A 20,790-nucleotide genomic window follows, 5' to 3' on the forward strand; every position below is an offset into this window, starting at 1 on the left:
CAGTTGACAAAGAGCCATTTTTTATAGGGAGATTATTATGAAAAAGTTTTAGGAGTTTAAGTTAAGGTCTTCTTAACTTATGGACTTAGTATACACTTCCTAGCTTAAAGTTTCCTTAAGTATTTTTAAAAATCAAATTTTTCCATTTCTCCTGCCAATTTTTCTTGGATAGACGTGTTCGATAAAATTCCATTCGGTCTTCATTCTCTAAAAAATGAGGAGTTGGACGAACTTGAAAATTTAAAATATCCTCCAAACCATAAGGTACATAGAGTTCAAAATCGGATTCTTCATTCAAGCGTAATCCAACAGCCGTACATCGTTCTGGATACTTACTCATAGCATCACGAGAACTGGTATAGGGAGAAGTGTGAGGACTGTGCTGGTGCATATAGACCTGATTTTTCAATTCCCACTGATACTGAGGAAAATCCGCTCTCAACTTTTTCTCTAGGGAAAAGGTTTCCTCATAAGAAATATCTGGATCAAAGAAAATCACATCTACATCTGTTTCACAGTCAAAAGGGGATTTGTCTGACAAGAGATTCCAGATAAAATTTCTGACAGAACCTGCTGCCAACCAGGAATCTGTCAATTTCAGGTTTCGGATGATCGTCAGAATAGACATCATGTCAGGATTTTCTCTAACACTATCTAAGATTTCTTGTTTATTTTTCATTGTACTCATACCCCAAATGCTCATATGCCTTAGCAGTCGCCACCCGTCCAGAACGAGTTCGCATGATAAAGCCTTTTTGGATGAGGTAGGGCTCGTACATGTCCTCTACCGTCTCACGCTCCTCGGCAATATTAACAGAAAGAGTTCCTAAACCGACAGGACCACCACCGTACATCTCAATCATGGTACGAAGGATTTTTTGATCCACATAGTCTAACCCTTCATGGTCAACATCCAGCATGGTCAAGGCCTTATCCGTAATGACATCATCAATTAAGCCATTCCCCATTATCTGGGCAAAATCGCGCACGCGCTTGAGGAGACGATTGGCGATACGAGGAGTTCCTCGACTGCGCAAGGCCAGCTCAGCAGCTGCCTCATGGGTGATTTCCATCTCAAAAATATCTGCCGTCCGCTCAACAATCTCTGTCAAGTCAGCGTGGGCATAGTATTCCATATGACCTGTAATCCCAAAACGTGCCCGCAGAGGATTAGAAAGCATCCCCGCACGGGTCGTCGCACCAATCAAAGTAAAAGGTGGCAAGTCCAGATGAACACTGCGACTGCCTTCACCAGCCCCAATCATGATATCAATGTAAAAGTCCTCCATAGCACTATAAAGTACCTCTTCCACCGACATGGGCAGGCGATGAATCTCGTCAATAAAGAGGACGTCACCAGGTTCCAAATCATTCAAAATAGCTACCAAGTCACCCGCTTTTTCAATGACAGGACCAGAAGTTTGCTTGAGATTGACTCCCAGTTCATTGGCAATGACAAAAGCCATGGTTGTTTTCCCAAGTCCTGGAGGGCCAAACAAAAGAACATGGTCCAGCGCCTCATCCCGCATTTTTGCGGCTTCGATAAATATTTGCAGCTGATCCTTGACCTTGTCCTGACCGATATATTCACGTAAATATTGGGGACGGAGGGTACGTTCTACCAACTCCTCATCACCCATGATTTCATTATCTAAAATTCTACTCATGCTCCTATTATAGCAAAAAAACAAGCCACAAACAAAAAAGCCACTGGATTGGTGACTCCTAAGTTTAGCACATATGTGGTATAATATTCTACGGCACTTCTACACCGCCTGCGAAAGGAGGTGAGATAGCCCATGATGGATACAATACTTAAAACTATCATCGGACCAATTGTGGTCGGTGTCGTTCTTCGATTAGTCGATAAATGGCTAAACAAGGACAAATAGTGTCAAAAAGACCCCAAGCTTAATGTGGAAGTTAGCTTGGGGTCTTTTCTAGCCTATGATATAGACACAATACTTAATTCCCTTTTATTATCCCATAGTTCACAAAATTTGTCAAAGGTTTATATTCTCGGCTTTTCAAGCTTTAACCGCTGTACAACAAGACGTTCAAGATTGCGAAAGTTATCGGAAAATGATGTTTAGAAAACTCCCGAAAAGCCTGAAATAGAGGCAAAAAAACTCCACCTGATTGGGTGGAGTTAAGGGAGATTATGATGAAAAAGAAAAGTTTAGGATTTTATTAAATAAAGTTAGGAGGTCTTTATTTAATGACTATATAATACTAGACCAGCCTTAAATTTTGCTTAAGCAAAAACAAGTTTTATTATTTTTCTCTGTTTATCCAAATCATTCTCATATAATTATAGGTGGATAAAGTTTCAAAATACAATTTGCACCATTTTCTCCACTTCAACATAATTCCTAGATTACTAATTTTTTAAAACCATAACATAAAAACAAATGTAAAGAATAAGAAAAAATGCATAACATCTACTAAAAAATAGACATTTTGCATTTTTAATTCAGACTAATCTAGACTAATTTTTCCTCTTTGAGTTCCAAAAACACCTGTTTGTACTTGTAACTGTAAGCCTGAAGCATCTGCAGTCTCCGTATTCACATCAAATACCACATTTCCTGTAATACTATTTTCAGGGTTTAATTCTGACAAAAAGAATTTTGCTTCCTGATTTGCATAGATACCAGCTGTACTATCAGTTGAGTACTCTGTATCATCTTTTAAAAGCTTAAAGAAATCATCCGTAACAGTTATAGATTTTTTACCATTATTTTTTACCGTCACATTCAGAATTAAATAAATACCATTTGCGTTTTTGCCAAATTCTCCTCCAACATTTTGAGACAGAGATTTTGAATTCACGATATATTCAACATCTCCAACTTTAACAACTTCTCCGATTTTATTCTCTGCCTTAGCTTTTGTCTCCTCTTCCTTATTTTTATTTTTTTCTGTTGCCTTTGTTTGAGCAGTTTCTTCTGATGCTGTTGTTTGCGCACTTGAACTAGATACAACTTCCTGCTTAGTGGAATTACTTCCACTTCCACCTTTAACTACACCAAATACAACAATAATAACAATCAATATGAACCACCATTTTTTATAAAAAGGTGTTTTTTTCACATATACATTCCCATTTTCATCTTTGATTTTCTTAGCCATAAGAAATCTCCTTTAATCTTTTTCAACTATTATATTATATTTCCTAAAAAAAAAAAGCATTTTGGGGGTAATTTTAATTTTTTTAAATAAATGCGATTTAAAAAGTTTCAATCACTGAGCCTAGCTAAACAATTTCAACTAACAAAATTATCTCAAAAGAACTTTGCCATTTCAATTTTTCTAAAATATAGCACTCTAAGACAAATGAGGTGATTCTTGTTCATACTCAATTGTCTGAGCGTTTGCCTTCTTGGGATGTTCATCTCTAAGAGTGACCGTTCGCCAACCATGGCGTTTCAGGAGATAATAGAAACCATCGCGTGTAGAAGTGCGACTAATCTCTTTTTGATAGGCTTCAAATAACTGATTGACAGTTACAAATTCCCCAGCCTGAGCAGCTTCTATATGACGTTTTAGAAATGCTTGTTCTTCTTCGTAAGTCATATATTCTCTATGACGTCCACCACGGGTCTCTTGAAGAAGAGCTTCTAAACCAAACTCCTTGTATTTTTTCAAATTCCTACAAACAGTTGTTTTATTGCAACCTATCAGATCCATGATTTCCTTATAACTCTTTTCTTTTGAGCGAAAATAAATAATCTGTAGACGTTTGTGATATTTGGCGTACGATGAATCTCTCAGGAGTTTTTCAATTTTTTGTGTTTCTTCGTTTGTAAGTTTCATAACTACTATTATAAGATGTTTTTTGACTTTAGTATAGTATGAGAGAGTAGATTACTTTGTGGTATAATATTCTACGGCACTGCTACACCGCCTACGAAAGGAGGTGAGATAGCCCATGATGGAACTAATCCTTAAAACTATCATCGGACCGATTGTGGTCGGTGTCATCCTTCGCTTAGTCGATAAATGGCTAAACAAAGATAGATAGTGTCAAAAAAGACCCCAAGCTTATTTGGTCGTGAGCTTGGGGTCTTTTCTAGTCCATGATATAGAACTAATCCTTAATTCCTCTCCATTATCCCATAGTTCACAAAATTTGTCAAAACTTTACAACTTCACCCATTCAGCTTCTTCAACTTTATAATCTGTCCAATAAAGTTTATAAGATTGGGAGAAAGTTATCAAAAATGATTTTTAGAATAGTCCCAAAAAGCCTGAAATAAAGCAAAAAAACTCCACCTGATTGGGTGGAGTTAAGGGAGATTATTATGAAAAAGAAAAGTTTAGGATTTTATTAAATAAAGTTAGGAGGTCTTTATTTAATAACTATATGATACAAGACGAAGCTTAAAACTAGCTTAACTTTTCTCATATTTTACTATTTTGCAAAAAATCTCTATCACCATCAGCTACTCACGCAAAAAAGTCACCTGATTGGGTGGCTTCATTAGGAGATTATGATGAAAAAAAGTTTTAGGATTTCATTAAATAAAGTTAGGAGGTCTTTATTTAATGACTATATAATACTAGACCATCCTTAAACTTTGCTTAAGAAAAAACAAGTTTTGTTATTTTTCTCGATTCGTCCAAGTCATCCCTATACAATTATAGGTGGATAAGATTTCAAAGCCCATAGAACGATAGAAGCCCAAGGTTCTTTCTGTCTGTTCTGTTACCAGCTGGACTTGATAGGTATCTTTGTAATCCTCTAAAGCCTCTTTCATTAGGGCACTACCAATTCCTTGGCGCTGATAGCTAGGTAAAACGATTAAATCCTGAACCAATACTGATGAGAATCCATCTCCAACCAAACGAATCAAGCCCACCACAGCATCGCCATCAAGCGCCAGATAAATCACTAATGAATGAGACAAGGCCTTCTCCAGCATCTGAGGTTGATGGGTATAATTTGTCCAACCTACTGCCTGATAGAGATGCAAAATATCCTCTAGCTTGACAATTTCTTGCTTTCTAATAGTTATCATGTCATCACCTCTTAGAATTCTCTCAAGCTCTTGTACTGCCGTCCATTTTTATCAAAATTTTCAGGCGCCAACCATGTTTCCAAACGAGATTTGACTTTTGGCCAGTCCTTATCAATCATAGACAACCAATCCGTATCCCTTGTACGCCCCTTATAAACCACTGCCTGACGGAAGGTTCCTTCGTAGACAAATCCCAAACGCTCCGCTGCTCGTCTTGATGACAGGTTAAGAGCATCGCATTTCCACTCATAGCGACGATAGTTAAGCTCCTCAAAGACATAGCAAGCCAAGAGATACTGAGCTTCTGTCCCTATCCGTGTCCCCCTGAGTTTTGGAGAAAAAGTGACAGCTCCCACTTCTATTACTCGGTTATTCTGGTCAATGCGCATGAGAGAAAAAGTTCCCAAAGCCTTACCAGTTGCCTTGTCTACAATCGCATAGTAAAAACGATCCTTACGAGCCAACATCTGATTTAAAAGGGCAACCAGCTCCTCCCTATCTGCCACTGGTTCCTGAAAGAGGTAGGTCCACATCTCCCGAGGCGTATCAGGGCCATAAACAGCTAATAAATTCTCCGCATGCTTTTCTATCGAGAGAGCCTCTATTCGAGCATAACGCCCTTCTAAGAAATCAATAGAAGGCAGTGCACCGGGTGTATAACCTTCCATTGACTCACCAATCATCTGACCATATTCATTTACTGGCATAACTTTCTCCTTATTCACTTATTGAATATAGTATAACATATCTCAATGAAAATTTTAGGAAACACTTGGTTTTCTATTCAATAATGCAAACTCCTCTTATAAAAATCATCCATCCACTTTATGGAGGAATAATCAAATATGGGAGTGAGTGAGTTAATGCTCCTTATGCTTCTCTCTATTTTTTACTGTTTGTATTCAAATTTCTCTTGTTTTAGTGTTTGCTTTTATAGACTGGACTACCAACCAGAACTGTGTTTTTATCTTAGTTAGGACTATTATAGTACGGTTCAGCACTATCTACAAATTCTTCAGATGTGTATCAAAAAAATTTATCGTAACAAGCCAAGAGTCTACACTTTCTTTCATTAATAAGCGCCAATCTTTTCGATAACGATGATTCGGTTGATAAGCAACCGTCAACATATGCCCTGTTTCATGGTATTTTTTAAACAAAATGGATTCCCCTTTATAATGTGAAATGATATCATCTATCGCGGATGATGCATTCCATATTTCATCAACATCGCTTCCTAGTAATAATAAAGGGGAGGAAATTTTACTCACATCAATCTGAGCCCTACTATCTTCAGGAATATGTTTTCCAAAAAACTTGTTTAACAAATAATCTCCTAACTGAAATTTTTGATAAGGAAGTTCCTTTTGTAAATATGTCCAAGAAGATGAATTAGAATTAAGTTTTCCCTTTATTCCCTCAAATATTACATTTGAGGGAGAATTGAGTACTAAACATTGCACATCATCCAAAATACTTTGTCCAGCCAGAACAAGCTCTGCTCCTTTAGATCGACCATATATTCCTATTTTTGTATTATCAACTTGAGGATGATGATATAGAAAATCTTTCGCTTCCTCCAGACATTCTATTGAAATTCGTTCTAAATTTTGGGGTAATCCCTCTAAACCAAAATAAGCTATCGCAAGACAAATATAGCCTCTAGAAGATAAAAGTTGGGCAATGTTCTGAGCTTTTTCAATTCTTCCCTCACTACCACTAACAATAATCACGGCCGGCGCCTTTCTTAACTTTTCATCATGAAATAATCGACCTTGAAAATGCTTATCATAAATATCTTGATACCTTATTCCCAGATTCATATAACGCCTTACAAAACTTTTCTCCGCGACCACATCTTTCCCCAGCTTGATTTTAATTTCAACACCAAAACGATCTCGCAATGGAATTCCATCAAGAGAACTGGGTAATCTCCTTTTCCTATTCCTCAACGGTTTCGCATTAAAGAATAATCCCATTTCTGAAATCCCTTTATAAGATCCCGAAATAGATGCTGTCTGAGAGGTATCAATCATACCGTCCTGATCAGATAAAAAAATTGCGGTTGATTTCCATATAACATCATGATCTAAAAGCAAGGGTGCATTTATACAGTAATAATCAGACAGGTACATTTCTACACAATACTTTGCCCTTGGTTCTAAACCATTGATAGCAATATAAAAAGATTCATCCGCTAAATCTGTTTGTGGAATCAGCTCAATATTTACAGTCATATCTTCTCCTTTTGTTAATATGCTTAACAACTAAGTTTGAAATTTACCGTGACTTTTACCACGGTAATTCTCCCCATACATTTTCAATATCATCCATCAATTTCACAACTGTTTGAAGCTCCTCCTCGCTATAGTTGTTTAAAACTGAAAAGACCGATTCTTCAATATATGCTTGTTGCTCCTTATGGATTTTAAAAACTTCAATGCCTTTTTCAGATAATCTCAAATATTTATTTTTCCCATTATTCGAATCAAAATCAAAAAAAACTAAATTTTTTTGAATCAATCTTCTAACACTTTGAGTTATTGCACTTCTCGAAACTTCTAATAATTCAGATAATCTTACTAGATTTAAGGGCTGATTTTCCCCAATCACAACAATCAAATGTACCTCATTCAACGTAATAGATTTGTCAATACTAATTTTATGTTGATTTTTTTTTAACTGTTCAAACGCTAAAATAAACCTATTGAAACGATTATTAAATGTAATAAATTCTTTTTTATCCATAATCTCTCTTTTCTTTGTTAATTATATTAACAAAATAGAAACTTTCTGTCAAATTAAAAAATCCTCCAGATTCTACTCTGAAGGATTTCTATCTTATTTCACAACGATATTAACGAGTTTAGTTGGCTCAAACAGTTTGGGGAACTGTTTGAGGTTGGAAATCAGCAAATAAATTGGTTATTTCACAACAATATTAACCAATTTATTCGGTACCGCAATCACTCTCACGATTTCCTTACCGTCAATTTCTGCTTTGACTTTTTCGTCAGCCAGAGCGACTGCTTGCAATTCTTCACGTGACAGATCTTTAGCGACCATGAGTTTAGCACGAACTTTTCCTTTGATTTGGACGACGATTTCGATTTCGTCTTCAACTAATTTGCTTTCGTCCCATGTTGGCCAAGCTACGTAAGAGATTGACTCGCCTGTTGCTGTCACCGTTTGCCAGAGCTCTTCTGCCAAGTGAGGTGCAAATGGTGCGATCAATTGGATAAAGCCTTTGGCGTAGTCCACATAGAGCTTGTCTTCCTTGTTAGCCGCGTTGACAAAGACCATAAGTTGGGCAACAGCTGTGTTGAACTTCATCGACTCGATTTGCTCTGTGACAGACTTAACAGTTTCGTTGTAAACCTTGTCAAGAGCACCATTGTTTTCCGCAACGATTTCTTTGGTTGTCATCAAACGGTAAACACGATCCAAGAATTTACGGCTTCCTTCCAAACCTTCTTCTGACCAAGCAATGGAAGCATCGAGTGGTCCCATAAACATTTCATAAACACGAAGGGTATCAGCACCGTATTGTTCCACCACGTCGTCTGGGTTAACAACGTTCTTGAGCGATTTAGACATCTTGGCTGGTGCTTGCTCCAGTTCTTCTCCTGTTTCCACATGGAAGAAGGATCCGTCACGTTTTTCAACCTTGTCAGTAGCCACAAGAGCGCCACGGTGGTCACGGTAACTCGTTCCCAAAATCATTCCTTGGTTAAAGAGTTTTTGGAATGGTTCTTTAGTCGGAACAACACCGAGGTCATAGAGGAATTTGTGCCAGAATCGAGCGTAGAGCAAGTGAAGTACAGCATGCTCTGCCCCACCCACGTAGATATCCACCGGCAACCATTGTTTAAGGAGATCCTCGTCAGCCAATTTTTCTGTGTTATGTGGGTCAATATAGCGGAGGTAGTACCAGCTTGAACCTGCCCATTGCGGCATGGTATTTGTCTCGCGACGACCTTTGACGCCATCTTCACGAGTCACTTCCAGCCAGTCTGTCAAGTTAGCTAGTGGACTTTCACCAGTACCTGAAGGGCGGATATCCTTGGTTACAGGCAAAACAAGCGGCAGTTCATTTTCAGGAACAGCTGTTGAAGTTCCATCTTCCCAATGAATGATTGGGATTGGTTCACCCCAGTAACGTTGACGGCTAAAGAGCCAGTCGCGGAGACGGTAGGTAACCTTCTCTTGTCCACAGCCTTTTTCTTCCAACCAAGCCACAATCTTGGCAATAGCGTCTTCTTTGTTGAGTCCATCTAGGAAGTCTGAATTGACATGAAGGCCATCTTCTGTGTAGGCAGCTTCTGCTACATTTCCACCTTCAAGGACTTCGACGATTGGAAGGTCAAATTGTTTGGCGAATTCCCAGTCACGTTGGTCGTGGGCAGGAACAGCCATTACCGCACCTGTTCCATAACTAGCAAGAACATAGTCTGCAATCCAGATTGGAATTTCCTTGCCATTGACAGGGTTGATGGCATAGGCACCTGTCCAAACACCTGTTTTTTCCTTGGCAAGGTCTGTACGAGCCAAGTCTGATTTCAGACTAGCTTGGTGTTTGTAGTCTGCAACTGCTTCTGCTTGATCTGGGCTTGTGATAGCGTCAACCAAGTCATGCTCAGGAGCCAATACAGTGAAAGTAGCACCGAAAAGGGTGTCAGGACGAGTCGTAAAGACTGTGAATTCCTTGTCTGTTCCCTTGACTTTAAAGGTTACATTGGCACCAGTTGACTTCCCAATCCAGTTGCGCTGCATGTCCTTGATAGACTCTGGCCAATCAAGTTCATCCAAGTCATTAAGCAAACGCTCCGCATAGGCCGTAATTTTGAGCATCCATTGGCGCATTGGCTTGCGGACAACTGGATAGCCTCCACGCTCAGAAGTTCCGTCAGGAAGAACTTCTTCATTGGCAATGGCTGTTCCCAATTCCTCAACCCAGTTTACTGGCACTTCAGCTTCATAGGCCAAGCCTTTTTCGTAAAGCTTAGTGAAAATCCATTGTGTCCACTTGTAGTAATTTGGATCTGTAGTATTGACTTCACGATCCCAGTCGTAAGAAAATCCAAGCGCATTGATTTGGCGTTTGAAGTTGGCAATGTTTTCAGCTGTAAATTCTGCTGGGTCATTCCCCGTATCCATAGCGTATTGCTCTGCAGGCAAACCAAAAGCATCCCATCCCATTGGGTGAAGGACATTGTAGCCTTGCGCACGTTTGTAACGGCTGAGGATATCGGTTGCAGTATAACCTTCTGGGTGTCCTACGTGCAGTCCCGCTCCAGACGGATAAGGGAACATATCAAGAGCATAAAACTTCGGTTTTGATGCATCTGTTCCTGTCTTAAATGTATGATGTTCTGCCCAGTAGCCCTGCCACTTAGGCTCAATTTCTTTATGATTGTAAAAACTCATGGTCTCTCTCCAATTTTGTGATGTTACTATTATACCATTTTTGAGGGAATTTGGTCTCGTTCTATTCTATACTTTTCTATTTTACCTTGCTCTAAAATTTTTAAACTGCTATACTTATAACAGAAAACCCTTCCAAGGAGGTAGCAGATGTCTCATTCCTTTAAAAAATCTCTCCAAAAAGAAATTCTCCATAGAAGCTCTATCGCAGCCTTTATGACCTCTCTTTTACTACTCATTTTACTTTTTGGTTTTTCCTATTTTTTACAAAAGCAGCAACTCTCCAAAGACACGAGACAGATTGTCAAACAGGTTCAAGAAATGAAAGAAGCAAATAATGAGCTCCTGACTACTATGAACCATAAAATGATTCCTGGATTTTTGGATGGCAAACACACAGAGCGAGAAGTCTTTAGCTTATTTTACGAGACAAAAGCTAAATTAAAACTTAGTTCTGACCTCATTATCCTAAGTGATACAGGTGAATTACTATTTAGTACCAATCGAAATCATCAAGAAAGTATTTTATCTCCCTACTATCTAAAACTGCTCATTCAAAATCCTTCTCAAGAAAAAGTGACAGAAAAAATTGCACTCTCTTCAGATAAGCAACACTACACACTCTTTATCAAACCACTACTTCAAAACCAACGAGTTAAGGCCTATACTATTGCTTTCGTAAATGAGAATGATTTCATCTCAAGTTTCCCAATGATCAATTCCAAATACATCATTACCGATAGCTTTGGAAATATGTTTTCCAACAATACAAATCAGTTTACTCGTTCCACTCTTGAAAAATTTGATGAAAAACTCCTACACTCTCGCACCCACTGGTATGCGAATGAACCGCTTATTGTTCAAAAAGAAAAAGTCGGTGCTATTTTTTCAATCTATACTTTTCAATCCTTCTTTCCCATTCCTAGCTTACTTGGCCTAGCCTCCATTCTCACCTTATGTATATTCTTCCTCTACTTCTGGCAAGCAAGACGAATTGCTCATAAGATTGCTACACACAACGCTGTTCCTATTGAAAGCTTAGTTTACCAACTTCAAGAAATTCCCAAACAAGCAGAAAAAAGGCTTTCTCTACAAACAGGTGATGAGTTTGAGTTTATGGCAGAAAAAATTAATAATATGTTGTATGAATTAGATCAACTTCATCAGAAAATGTTGACCATAGAAAAAGAAAAGTGGATTTTTGAAAGAAAAATGCTGGAAGCTCAGTTCAATCCTCATTTTCTCTACAATACACTTGAAACGATTAAAATCACTTCTTTAATGGATGCCGCCCTCACACAAGACCTAATTCAAAACCTCACGCGCATTCTTCGCTACAGTATCACCGATTTAGAAAAAGAAACAACCATTTGCCAAGATTTAAAGATTATAGAGGATTACCTTATTATTCATAAGATTCGTTTCGAGCACTTTTCCTATGATATTGTCTGCCCAGAAACTGTTGATAATCAGCCTATTCCTAAACTTTTCTTGCTTCCTCTAGTAGAAAATGCTATAAAATATGGGATGCAATACCGTATTGATCTTCATATTGATATCCAAATTACCTTGGAATCAGATTCTCTAACTTTTTTAGTCAAGGATAATGCTGGAGGACTCACAAAACGAGAGCGACTCGCTATTTTAGACTCTTTAGAAAGCCCTCATACCCAGCATGGCATTGTTAACAGCTATAAACGATTGAGCAATTTCTTTTCTGATGTCCAGCTAGATTTAGGAGTCAATCGCCAAGGAGAAACTTGGGTCAAATTTATAACGAAAGGACTAACTCATGTTTAAGCTCATTATCGTAGAAGACGAACACCTCATTCGAAAATGGCTAGAGATTGCCGTAGACTACTCTGCCTTGGGTATCCAAGTCGTAGGAACTGCCAGTCACGGTCAAGAGGGAATGAAACTCATCCAAGAAAAAGAACCTCATATTGTCTTAACAGACATCACAATGCCAATTATGGATGCTTTTATGATGTTTGAAGCCACTCGTACCCTCTCCTATGAAAAAGTTATCTTATCAGGTTATAACGATTTTCAAAACGCCAAAAAAGCCATGCAATATGGAGCAGTTGATTTCTTATCCAAACCAATTGACACCAAGGAATTGACAGAATGTCTTCAAAACATTGTTTTGCGATTACAAGGTAGCACCTATCAAGAAACTCCTTTTTTAGAAGAATATCAAACTTTACTCACCTCTATCCAACAGGTTGATACACAAAACCAAATCATTCAACAAATTATTTCCTTTGTCCACAAGCATTATGCAGAGCATTTTACGATTGCGACTATTGCTGAAGCTTTAAACTATAGCGAAAGCTATCTATATAAGGTTATCAAAGAAGACTTCCCCATGACTCTAAATGAATATATCTTACAATATCGTCTGAAACAAGCTATAGATAAGATGGCTGAATCTCCCAACTCCCCTCTAAGCGACATCTCTGACCAAGTTGGATTTTCAGACTATAAATATTTTGCCAAAGTATTTAAAAAGTATCTCCATATTTCCCCAAAGGAATTGAAATCACTCGGAAGAATAGTAAAATAAGCTATTCTTCTTTTTGTAGAGAATTTTACTCTAATAGAATAGAATTATCGGTTTTAAAAACGCTTACATTGTTTTAAAATAAACTTAAATAACACAACGGAGGTATCCATCATGAAAAAGAAATGGATGTATTATGCTGCTTGCGGACTAGCCCTTTTTGGTCTTGCCGCTTGTTCTTCTAATGAATCTGCCGACGGCGGTTCATCTGATAAAGGAGACGGCGGTTCGCTAGTCGTTTATTCACCAAACTCAGAGGGCTTAATTGGAGCAACTATTCCTGCCTTTGAAGAAAAATATGGTATCAAAGTAGAACTGATTCAAGCTGGTACTGGAGAACTTTTCAAAAAACTAGAGTCAGAAAAAGAAGCTCCTGTAGCTGATGTCATCTTTGGTGGTTCTTATACACAATATGCTACCCACGGAGAACTCTTTGAAAACTATACTTCAAAAGAAAATGATAATGTTATCAAAGAATATCAAAACACAACTGGCTACTCTACACCTTATACACTAGATGGTAGTGTTTTAATCGTCAATCCTGATTTAACGAAAGGCATGAACATCGAAGGATATAGCGACCTTCTCAAACCTGAACTAAAAGGAAAAATCGCAACTGCTGACCCAGCAAACTCTTCTAGCGCCTTTGCTCAATTAACAAATATGCTACAATCTCAAGGTGGTTACACAGACGATAAAGCCTGGTCTTATGTAAAAGATCTCTTCACACTTATTGATGGTAAAATCGGATCAAGCTCATCTGGTGTCTATAAAGCAGTTGCTGACGGAGAAATGGCTGTTGGTCTCTCTTATGAAGATCCAGCGGTTAAACTCTTAAATGATGGAGCTAACATTAAGGTAGTCTATCCAAAAGAAGGAACCGTCTTCCTACCTGCTAGTGCTGCTATCGTTAAAAAAGCGAAAAATATGGAAAATGCCAAGAAATTTATCGATTTTATTATCTCTCAAGAAGTACAAGATACACTTGGTACAACCACTACTAACCGTCCTGTTCGTAAAAATGCTAAAACAAGCGAAAACATGAAACCAATTGACAAAATCAAAACACTCACTGAAGATTATGATTATGTCATCAAGAATAAATCAGATATTGTTAAGAAATACAACGAAGTCTTTACAGATATCCAATCTAAACAGTAAAAGAGGTTCACTATGAGTGAGATCAAAATTATTAACGCAAAAAAAATCTACCACGATGTCCCTGTTATTGAGAATTTGAACATTACAATTCCAAAAGGAAGTCTCTTTACCCTTCTTGGACCTTCAGGATGTGGGAAAACGACCCTTCTTCGTATGATTGCAGGTTTCAACAGTATCGAAGGCGGAGAATTTTACTTCGATGATACAAAAATCAATAATATGGAACCCAGCAAACGCAATATCGGCATGGTTTTCCAAAACTACGCTATTTTCCCACATTTGACTGTCCGAGATAATGTCGCTTTTGGTCTCAAGCAAAAGAAGGTTCCAAAAGAAGAATTGATTCAACAGACCAACAAGTATCTTGAACTCATGCAAATTGCTCAATATGCGGATCGAAAGCCCGATAAACTCAGTGGTGGACAACAACAACGTGTCGCCTTGGCACGTGCCTTAGCGGTTAATCCAAGTGTTCTCCTCATGGACGAGCCGCTCAGTAACCTAGATGCCAAACTTCGCTTGGATATGCGTCAAGCTATTCGAGAAATCCAACACGAAGTGGGAATTACAACCGTCTATGTAACTCACGACCAAGAAGAAGCCATGGCTATTTCAGATCAAATTGCTGTTATGAAAGACGGAGTCATCCAACAAATCGGTCGGCCAAAAGAACTCTATCATAAACCAGCTAATGAGTTTGTGGCAACCTTTATCGGACGCACAAATATTATCCCTGCCACTCTTGAAAAACGGAGCGACGGCGCTTATATCGTCTTTTCAGATGGCTATGCCCTTCGAATGCCAGCTCTTGATCATGCTGAGGCACAAGCTATTCATGTAAGCATTCGTCCAGAAGAGTTTATCAAAGATGAATCTGGAGATATTGAAGGAACTATTAGCGATAGCGTCTATCTTGGACTAAATACGGAGTATTTCATTGAGACAGGTTTTGCCTCAAAAATTCAAGTTAGCGAAGAATCAACTTTTGAAGAAGATCTACAAAAAGGCGATCGTATTCGTCTACGAATCAATACCCAAAAATTAAACGTCTTTTCTGCAGATGGTTCGCAAAACCTGATAAAAGGAGTCAACCATGGAACGTAAAAAGCTAAATATTTGGACAGCCTCCTCTTTCTTCATCTTTCTTACCTATCTTGTCTTTCTGGTTTATCCTATCGTTACCGTGCTCAAGCAAGCACTCATACATGAAGGACAATTTTCACTAGCTAATTTTGTCACTTTCTTTGGTAAAGCCTACTACTCTGAGACACTTGTCAACAGTTTCAAGGTTTCCATTACCGCTACTGTCACTTCCTTAGTTGTAGGAACCCTATTAGCTTATCTCTTCTCTATGTATGACTTCAAGGGAAAGAAATTTCTACAAATATTGATTATCATTGCTTCTATGTCAGCTCCTTTCGTGGGAGCTTACTCCTGGATTCTCTTGCTGGGACGAAATGGGGTCATTACTAAATTCCTGACAAATGCCCTTCATCTTCCAGCTATCGATATTTATGGATTCAAAGGAATTGTACTTGTCTTTACACTGCAGCTATTCCCACTGGTATTTCTGTATGTTGCTGGGACAATGAAAAGTATTGATAATTCTCTACTTGAAGCTGCTGAAAGCATGGGGTCTTTCGGATTTAAGCGTATCGTAACGGTTGTTTTACCTCTCCTAGTTCCAACCTTACTAGCTGCTGCCCTGCTTGTATTTATGAGAGCATTCTCAGACTTTGGAACGCCTATGTTAATTGGTGAAGGATATCGAACTTTCCCTGTCCTGATTTATACACAATTTATTAGCGAGGTTGGAGGAAATTCTGCTTTTGCATCTGCTTTAGCAATTATGGCGATTATCATTGCCTTGACAATTTTCCTTATCCAAAAACACATTGCAAACCGCTACAGTTTCAGCATGAATTCGCTCCATCCAATTGAGCCTAAAAAAACTACAAAAGGAAAAATGGCTGCCATTTATGCAACAGTCTACGGAATTATCTTTATCTCTGTTTTACCTCAAATCTACTTGATTTATACCTCTTTCCTAAAAACATCAGGTATGGTATTTGTTAAAGGCTATTCTCTAAACAGTTACAAGGTGGCTTTCAATCGTATGGGCTCTGCTATTTTCAATACCATTCGTATCCCTTTGATTGCCTTAGTCCTAGTTGTCTTATTCGCAACATTTATCTCCTACCTAGCCGTTAGAAAACGGAATTTGTTTACAAACTTAATTGACAGCCTCAGTATGGTCCCTTATATTGTACCAGGAACCGTTCTAGGGATTGCCTTCATTTCTTCCTTCAATACTGGCCTATTTGGAAGTGGATTTCTTATGATTACAGGAACTGCTTTCATCTTGATTATGTCTCTATCTGTCAGAAGATTACCTTATACTATTCGCTCATCTGTTGCTAGTTTGCAACAAATAGCCCCAAGTATTGAAGAAGCCGCGGAAAGCTTAGGAAGTAGTCGTCTCAATACCTTTGCCAAGATTACAACTCCAATGATGCTATCTGGTATTATTTCTGGAGCCATCCTATCTTGGGTCACAATGATTTCAGAACTCTCTACTTCTATCCTCCTCTACAATGTCAAAACAAGAACAATGACTGTAGCCATTTATACAGAGGTTCTCAGAGGGAATTATGGTGTAGCCGCAGCCTTGTCAACTATCTTGACTATTCTAACAGTAGCTTCCTTGCTCTTGTTTATGAAAATCTCTAAAAGCAATAGCATTACACTTTAGTTTTCCCCATCAAAAACAGCCGAAAGGATTACCCTCGGCTGTTTTTTCTTATCTTGATATTCCTATCAAATCCCTAGTTCCTAGCAAGCAAGTCTAAACTGATTAAATAGAGGCTTCCTCCATCTTCTCACGTCCTAGTTGTCGGTAACTACGGTCGCCGACAACTTCAACGCTAAACTGGCCGTCCTCATATTCAAGAATCGTCACGCTACCATTGTCTAGACCATGCGGATGCATGCCATTAATCAGATAAACAATGGTTCCAATGGTCATTCCGTGGCTGACGACAAGGGCATTGCCCCCGCCTTGTTCTTCCATTTCTTTGGCAATCGCTTCAAAGCCTTCTTTGATTCGGCCACTGAGTTTTTCCCAACCTTCAGCCCAACCAGCTGTATCAACCTCTACCAAGCCCTCAGCCAGTTCAGCATAAGACAATTGGTGAACGTGGTCCACATTAAAGATACGAGGAATAATGCCCATGAAAAGATCACCATCATAAGCTCCGTCAAAGCTACCAAAACACCATTCTCTGATCCGCTTGTCCATTCGATAAGGGATTTTTTCCTGCAAACCAAGTTCTTCAAGAATAATTCCCATAGTCTGAATGGTGCGACCAGAATCACTGGAATAAGCGCGCTCAAACTGTAGACCAGATTCTCGCAAACCGATTCCTAACTCTTGAATCCCTCTCTCACCTTCAGCCGTTAAGGGAGTATCGCTCCAACCTTGCGCTCGACCAATCGTGTTAAACATAGTCTTGCCATGACGTACCAAATACAATCGTACTTTTACCATTTTCCGTCCTCCATTTGTTTCTATTATATCATGGATGATAAAACAAAAGCCACCCAGACAGGTGACTTTTGCAGGAGATTATTATGAAAAAGTTTAGGAGTTCTATTAAATAAAGATATTAGATGAAAATCAAATTCAAACTAAATCAGTGTTATCTGTTTCAAATAATATTAGGAGGTCTTTATTTAATGATTATAGTATACACAGATAACCTTAAATAGAACTTAAAAAATTATACCCACTCACCTTTTTCATTTACTTTATAGCCATTAATGGTCATATTTTTTGCCAATTTCCCATCAGCTAACAAGTAATACCACTTATCTCCATCCTTAATCCATTGGTTACGAGCGTACTTACCATCTTGGTTCAGATAATACCAACTATCATACTGAGAATCAAATACCCACTCACTCTTAGCCATGTAACCGCCACGTTTTAGGTAGTATTCGCCCTGCCAAGCTTTCTCCACATAACTACCAGTTGAATCTACATAAAACCAGCTCTTATAATCTTCATCATAAATCCATTCACTAGCAGCCATTGAAGCATCTGCTTTTAGATAATAACGGCCTACCCAGCGGTTTCTTACAAGGTTACCCGAAAGGTCATTATAATACCATTTGCCAGACTCTTTAAACCACTTACTTGCTTGATGATTTTTCTTAGCCTCTCCATTAGAGGTAACGATAGACTGAGATGAAGATGAAACTGTGGCTGATGTAACAGTGGAAACTGCTTGAATAGCCTCTTCTTTTGTCACCTTAGGCTTAGCTTTTCCTTGGTAAACATCTTCGATACGCTTAGTAAATACAGATAACTCTTCAGGGGAGAGCATATTAACAATATCGGTTCCATTGTCAGGAATATAACCAACAGAGTGTGTCCCAATTTTTGCTAGTCCCTCTTCTAATATGTCCTCAACATTATTCAATAAAGCGATCTTCTCAGATTTAGAAAGAGAATCATCACTACTAATAGCTGTTTTCTCCATAAAAGCAACTGCTTTAATTTCTTTAAAATATCTCTCTGTCGGAAGTGATATATAGATATGAAACTCATCTGACACAATCGGAATAAGACTCTTTAAATATTCATTTACACTTCTCTTATCATAATAATTATCAGATTCAAAGTTTTTAAATTCACTTGTAGACTCAAGGTTTTTTAACACATTTGATTTTTCTTTAGCCGTATAATCTTGATTGTTATTTATTTTTGGAATCAGATTTTCCTTTTTCTTTAATATTACTAGATTTAAAGCTTCTGTTTTTATTCTATAACTAGAATCAAAATTTCTGTTAATACGGTAACTCATAGAATTATACAATCTATTTAAAGCACCTTGGAAATCCTTTGAAGTCTCTAATGCTTCTTTCTCCACTCTTTCTATCTCTTCTAAAAAAGATTGATGTTCTTTATTAAATCTTTCTATAGCATTATTCTTAATTGTTTTTATATCATCCTGAGAAAAAGAAAGGATACTCCTGTCTACTTGATCCGCTTCATTTGATAATTTTTCTTTATTCTTACTTAAAAATTCTTTATAAGATTTCTTAATTTTCTCTACTTCATTTTTAAAAAGTTCTAAAGTTACCTGAGTAGCAGTTTCATGGCTTTCTTCCTGCGCATAAACTACTTGATTGGCAAAAGTTGGGACTAGTAAAGTCGACAGTCCTAAAGCTACTAAAGCACGTTTCATTTCTTTTTTCATCAATTTCTCCTATTTTCTTAATTTTTAAAACTATGAATTGGTGCTGGAATTTGTCCTCCACGAGAGATGAAATCAACAGACGAAGCCCCATTGACTTTCATAACAGGTGCAGTTCCTAATAGGCCACCAAACTCAATCATATCGCCTTCTTTTCCTTTTGGAATGATACGAACAGCCGTTGTCTTCATGTTAATAACACCAATTGCAGCTTCATCTGCAATCATAGCCGCAATGGTTTCAGCAGGTGTATCCTCCGGAATGGCAATCATATCCAAACCAACAGAACAGATAGCCGTCATAGCTTCTAGTTTTTCCAAATTAAGAGAGCCATTTTGCACTGCAGCAATCATTCCTTCATCCTCGGAAACAGGAATAAAGGCACCAGACAAACCACCGACTTGGTTGCAGGCCATCACTCCACCCTTTTTAACTTGGTCATTCAAGAGAGCCAAGGCAGCCGTCGTTCCATGCGTACCAACTGTTTCTAGCCCCATTTCTTCAAGGACACGTGCTACAGAATCTCCAACCGCAGGAGTTGGCGCCAAACTCAAGTCCACAATACCAAACTCCACACCCAGTCTCTCACTGGCCATTTGACCAACCAATTGACCGATACGAGTGATTTTAAAGGCAGTCTTCTTGACCGTTTCTGCTACTACGTCAAAGCTCTCTCCACGAACTTTTTCCAGGGCACGTTTCACCACACCAGGACCAGAAACTCCGACATTGATGATAACATCTGCCTCCCCAACACCATGGAAGGCACCCGCCATAAATGGATTGTCCTCAACAGCATTAGCGAATACAACCAACTTAGCTGCCCCCATATCAGATAGAGTTGCCGTTTCCTTGATAACACGTCCCATATCTGCGACAGCCGTCATATTGATACCAGACTTGGTTGAGCCGATATTGACTGACGAGCATACCTTGTCCGTTTCAGCCAAAGCACGAGGAATAGAATTGATGAGAATCTCATCTCCCTTTTGATAACCTTTTTGTACCAAGGCAGAGAAACCACCAATAAAGTCCACTCCAATCTCTTTCGCAGCCTTATCAAGCGCTTTTGCCAGAACCACGTAGTCCGTCGCATCTGTCGCTGCCCCTATCAGAGAAATAGGAGTCACTGATACGCGCTTATTAACGATAGGAATTCCCAACTCAGACGCAATTTCATCGCCAACAGCCACTAAATTAGCTGCCTTGGCCGTAATCTTTTGATAAATTTTCTCCGCAGCACGATTGATATTTGGATCAATACAGTCCAAAAGGGAAATCCCCATGGTAATGGTTCTAATATCGAAGTTTTGCTCCTCAATCATGGCGATGGTTTCAGTAACTTGTCTAATATCCATGTGCA

18 protein-coding genes and 1 pseudogene are annotated in these 20,790 nt (G+C 38.5%); 7 read left to right on the plus strand and 12 right to left on the minus strand.

The annotated features are described in order from the left end of the window. Positions 1-115 precede the first annotated feature (115 nt). Both HT722_RS04075 and ruvB read right to left on the minus strand, forming a co-directional pair. Positions 116-688 carry a nucleotidyltransferase family protein gene (locus HT722_RS04075; RefSeq protein ID WP_173277716.1) on the minus strand — a complete coding sequence of 191 codons (573 nt, stop codon included), beginning with the start codon at positions 686-688 and terminating at the stop codon, positions 116-118. Beyond that, on the minus strand, positions 669-1,667 hold the full coding sequence (gene ruvB, locus HT722_RS04080; protein ID WP_345789574.1) for a Holliday junction branch migration DNA helicase RuvB: 999 nt from the start codon (positions 1,665-1,667) through the stop codon (positions 669-671). Before ruvB ends, HT722_RS04075 begins: the two co-directional genes overlap by 20 nt. A 132-nt stretch (positions 1,668-1,799) precedes the next feature. Here ruvB and HT722_RS04085 point away from each other — a divergent pair, with 132 nt between their 5' ends. Next, positions 1,800-1,892 carry a type I toxin-antitoxin system Fst family toxin gene (locus HT722_RS04085; protein ID WP_000969509.1) on the plus strand — a complete coding sequence of 31 codons (93 nt, stop codon included), beginning with the start codon at positions 1,800-1,802 and terminating at the stop codon, positions 1,890-1,892. Positions 1,893-2,478: 586 nt separating this feature from the next. On the opposite strand, the gene HT722_RS04090 is transcribed toward HT722_RS04085, so the two are convergent. Both HT722_RS04090 and HT722_RS04095 read right to left on the minus strand, forming a co-directional pair. Further along, a complete protein-coding gene (locus HT722_RS04090) occupies positions 2,479-3,132 on the minus strand; it encodes a DUF4352 domain-containing protein (RefSeq protein WP_173277718.1) in 654 nt (217 codons plus the stop codon). Positions 3,133-3,360: 228 nt separating this feature from the next. Further along, positions 3,361-3,816 (minus strand): annotated as a pseudogene (locus tag HT722_RS04095) (helix-turn-helix domain-containing protein); the annotation flags it as partial. 115 nt (positions 3,817-3,931) lie between these two features. Here HT722_RS04095 and HT722_RS04100 point away from each other — a divergent pair. Next, positions 3,932-4,024, plus strand: coding sequence for a type I toxin-antitoxin system Fst family toxin (locus tag HT722_RS04100; protein WP_000970294.1), 93 nt, complete (start codon positions 3,932-3,934; stop codon positions 4,022-4,024). Between the two features lie 580 nt (positions 4,025-4,604). On the opposite strand, the gene HT722_RS04105 is transcribed toward HT722_RS04100, so the two are convergent. From HT722_RS04105 to leuS, 5 genes are all read right to left on the minus strand, one after another. Then, positions 4,605-5,021, minus strand: coding sequence for a GNAT family N-acetyltransferase (locus HT722_RS04105; RefSeq protein WP_173277721.1), 417 nt, complete (start codon positions 5,019-5,021; stop codon positions 4,605-4,607). An 11-nt stretch (positions 5,022-5,032) separates the two neighbouring features. Continuing rightward, positions 5,033-5,728, minus strand: a complete 696-nt coding sequence (locus tag HT722_RS04110) for a GNAT family protein (RefSeq protein WP_173277723.1) — start codon at positions 5,726-5,728, stop codon at positions 5,033-5,035. Between the two features lie 297 nt (positions 5,729-6,025). Continuing rightward, positions 6,026-7,258, minus strand: coding sequence for an acyl-CoA thioesterase/BAAT N-terminal domain-containing protein (locus HT722_RS04115; protein ID WP_173277726.1), 1,233 nt, complete (start codon positions 7,256-7,258; stop codon positions 6,026-6,028). Positions 7,259-7,313: 55 nt separating this feature from the next. Further along, positions 7,314-7,769, minus strand: a complete 456-nt coding sequence (locus tag HT722_RS04120) for a MarR family transcriptional regulator (protein WP_173277728.1) — start codon at positions 7,767-7,769, stop codon at positions 7,314-7,316. 177 nt (positions 7,770-7,946) lie between these two features. Further along, positions 7,947-10,448: a leucine--tRNA ligase gene (gene leuS, locus HT722_RS04125; RefSeq protein WP_173277730.1), complete on the minus strand. Its 2,502-nt coding sequence runs from the start codon at positions 10,446-10,448 to the stop codon at positions 7,947-7,949. Positions 10,449-10,595: 147 nt separating this feature from the next. On the opposite strand from leuS, the gene HT722_RS04130 reads away from it, so the two are divergent. The 5 genes from HT722_RS04130 to HT722_RS04150 all read left to right on the plus strand — a co-directional run bounded on the left by HT722_RS04130 (position 10,596) and on the right by HT722_RS04150 (position 16,921). Beyond that, on the plus strand, positions 10,596-12,245 hold the full coding sequence (locus HT722_RS04130; protein WP_173277731.1) for a histidine kinase: 1,650 nt from the start codon (positions 10,596-10,598) through the stop codon (positions 12,243-12,245). Then, complete coding sequence (locus HT722_RS04135) at positions 12,238-13,011, plus strand: response regulator (protein ID WP_000475410.1); 774 nt, start codon at positions 12,238-12,240, stop codon at positions 13,009-13,011. The genes HT722_RS04130 and HT722_RS04135 overlap by 8 nt, the downstream gene beginning before the upstream one ends. 111 nt (positions 13,012-13,122) lie before the next feature. After that, positions 13,123-14,169, plus strand: a complete 1,047-nt coding sequence (locus HT722_RS04140; protein WP_173277733.1) for an ABC transporter substrate-binding protein — start codon at positions 13,123-13,125, stop codon at positions 14,167-14,169. 12 nt (positions 14,170-14,181) lie between these two features. Beyond that, complete coding sequence (locus HT722_RS04145; protein ID WP_164226674.1) at positions 14,182-15,273, plus strand: ABC transporter ATP-binding protein; 1,092 nt, start codon at positions 14,182-14,184, stop codon at positions 15,271-15,273. Further along, on the plus strand, positions 15,263-16,921 hold the full coding sequence (locus tag HT722_RS04150; protein WP_173277735.1) for an iron ABC transporter permease: 1,659 nt from the start codon (positions 15,263-15,265) through the stop codon (positions 16,919-16,921). Before HT722_RS04145 ends, HT722_RS04150 begins: the two co-directional genes overlap by 11 nt. A 102-nt stretch (positions 16,922-17,023) precedes the next feature. Here the strand turns inward: HT722_RS04150 and HT722_RS04155 are convergent, their stop codons facing one another. The 3 genes from HT722_RS04155 to HT722_RS04165 all read right to left on the minus strand — a co-directional run bounded on the left by HT722_RS04155 (position 17,024) and on the right by HT722_RS04165 (position 20,785). After that, positions 17,024-17,716: a histidine phosphatase family protein gene (locus HT722_RS04155; RefSeq protein WP_173277737.1), complete on the minus strand. Its 693-nt coding sequence runs from the start codon at positions 17,714-17,716 to the stop codon at positions 17,024-17,026. A gap of 232 nt (positions 17,717-17,948) precedes the next feature. Continuing rightward, complete coding sequence (locus tag HT722_RS04160) at positions 17,949-19,430, minus strand: N-acetylmuramoyl-L-alanine amidase family protein (protein ID WP_173213306.1); 1,482 nt, start codon at positions 19,428-19,430, stop codon at positions 17,949-17,951. A 17-nt stretch (positions 19,431-19,447) separates the two neighbouring features. Then, on the minus strand, positions 19,448-20,785 hold the full coding sequence (locus HT722_RS04165; protein WP_173213304.1) for a PFL family protein: 1,338 nt from the start codon (positions 20,783-20,785) through the stop codon (positions 19,448-19,450). Between the last annotated feature and the right edge of the window lie 5 nt (positions 20,786-20,790).

Origin of the sequence: Streptococcus sp. 53, assembly GCF_013276565.1 — a bacterium.
Classification (GTDB): domain Bacteria; phylum Bacillota; class Bacilli; order Lactobacillales; family Streptococcaceae; genus Streptococcus.

Excerpts from the sequence above, each read along its gene's own strand:
- HT722_RS04075 (WP_173277716.1), bottom strand. The coding sequence starts at position 688 with ATGAGTACAATGAAAAATAAACAAGAAATCTTAGATAGTGTTAGAGAA.
- ruvB (WP_345789574.1), bottom strand. The coding sequence starts at position 1,667 with ATGAGTAGAATTTTAGATAATGAAATCATGGGTGATGAGGAGTTGGTA.
- HT722_RS04085 (WP_000969509.1), top strand. The coding sequence starts at position 1,800 with ATGATGGATACAATACTTAAAACTATCATCGGACCAATTGTGGTCGGT.
- HT722_RS04090 (WP_173277718.1), bottom strand. The coding sequence starts at position 3,132 with ATGGCTAAGAAAATCAAAGATGAAAATGGGAATGTATATGTGAAAAAA.
- HT722_RS04100 (WP_000970294.1), top strand. The coding sequence starts at position 3,932 with ATGATGGAACTAATCCTTAAAACTATCATCGGACCGATTGTGGTCGGT.
- HT722_RS04105 (WP_173277721.1), bottom strand. The coding sequence starts at position 5,021 with ATGATAACTATTAGAAAGCAAGAAATTGTCAAGCTAGAGGATATTTTG.
- HT722_RS04110 (WP_173277723.1), bottom strand. The coding sequence starts at position 5,728 with ATGCCAGTAAATGAATATGGTCAGATGATTGGTGAGTCAATGGAAGGT.
- HT722_RS04115 (WP_173277726.1), bottom strand. The coding sequence starts at position 7,258 with ATGACTGTAAATATTGAGCTGATTCCACAAACAGATTTAGCGGATGAA.
- HT722_RS04120 (WP_173277728.1), bottom strand. The coding sequence starts at position 7,769 with ATGGATAAAAAAGAATTTATTACATTTAATAATCGTTTCAATAGGTTT.
- leuS (WP_173277730.1), bottom strand. The coding sequence starts at position 10,448 with ATGAGTTTTTACAATCATAAAGAAATTGAGCCTAAGTGGCAGGGCTAC.
- HT722_RS04130 (WP_173277731.1), top strand. The coding sequence starts at position 10,596 with ATGTCTCATTCCTTTAAAAAATCTCTCCAAAAAGAAATTCTCCATAGA.
- HT722_RS04135 (WP_000475410.1), top strand. The coding sequence starts at position 12,238 with ATGTTTAAGCTCATTATCGTAGAAGACGAACACCTCATTCGAAAATGG.
- HT722_RS04140 (WP_173277733.1), top strand. The coding sequence starts at position 13,123 with ATGAAAAAGAAATGGATGTATTATGCTGCTTGCGGACTAGCCCTTTTT.
- HT722_RS04145 (WP_164226674.1), top strand. The coding sequence starts at position 14,182 with ATGAGTGAGATCAAAATTATTAACGCAAAAAAAATCTACCACGATGTC.
- HT722_RS04150 (WP_173277735.1), top strand. The coding sequence starts at position 15,263 with ATGGAACGTAAAAAGCTAAATATTTGGACAGCCTCCTCTTTCTTCATC.
- HT722_RS04155 (WP_173277737.1), bottom strand. The coding sequence starts at position 17,716 with ATGGTAAAAGTACGATTGTATTTGGTACGTCATGGCAAGACTATGTTT.
- HT722_RS04160 (WP_173213306.1), bottom strand. The coding sequence starts at position 19,430 with ATGAAAAAAGAAATGAAACGTGCTTTAGTAGCTTTAGGACTGTCGACT.
- HT722_RS04165 (WP_173213304.1), bottom strand. The coding sequence starts at position 20,785 with ATGGATATTAGACAAGTTACTGAAACCATCGCCATGATTGAGGAGCAA.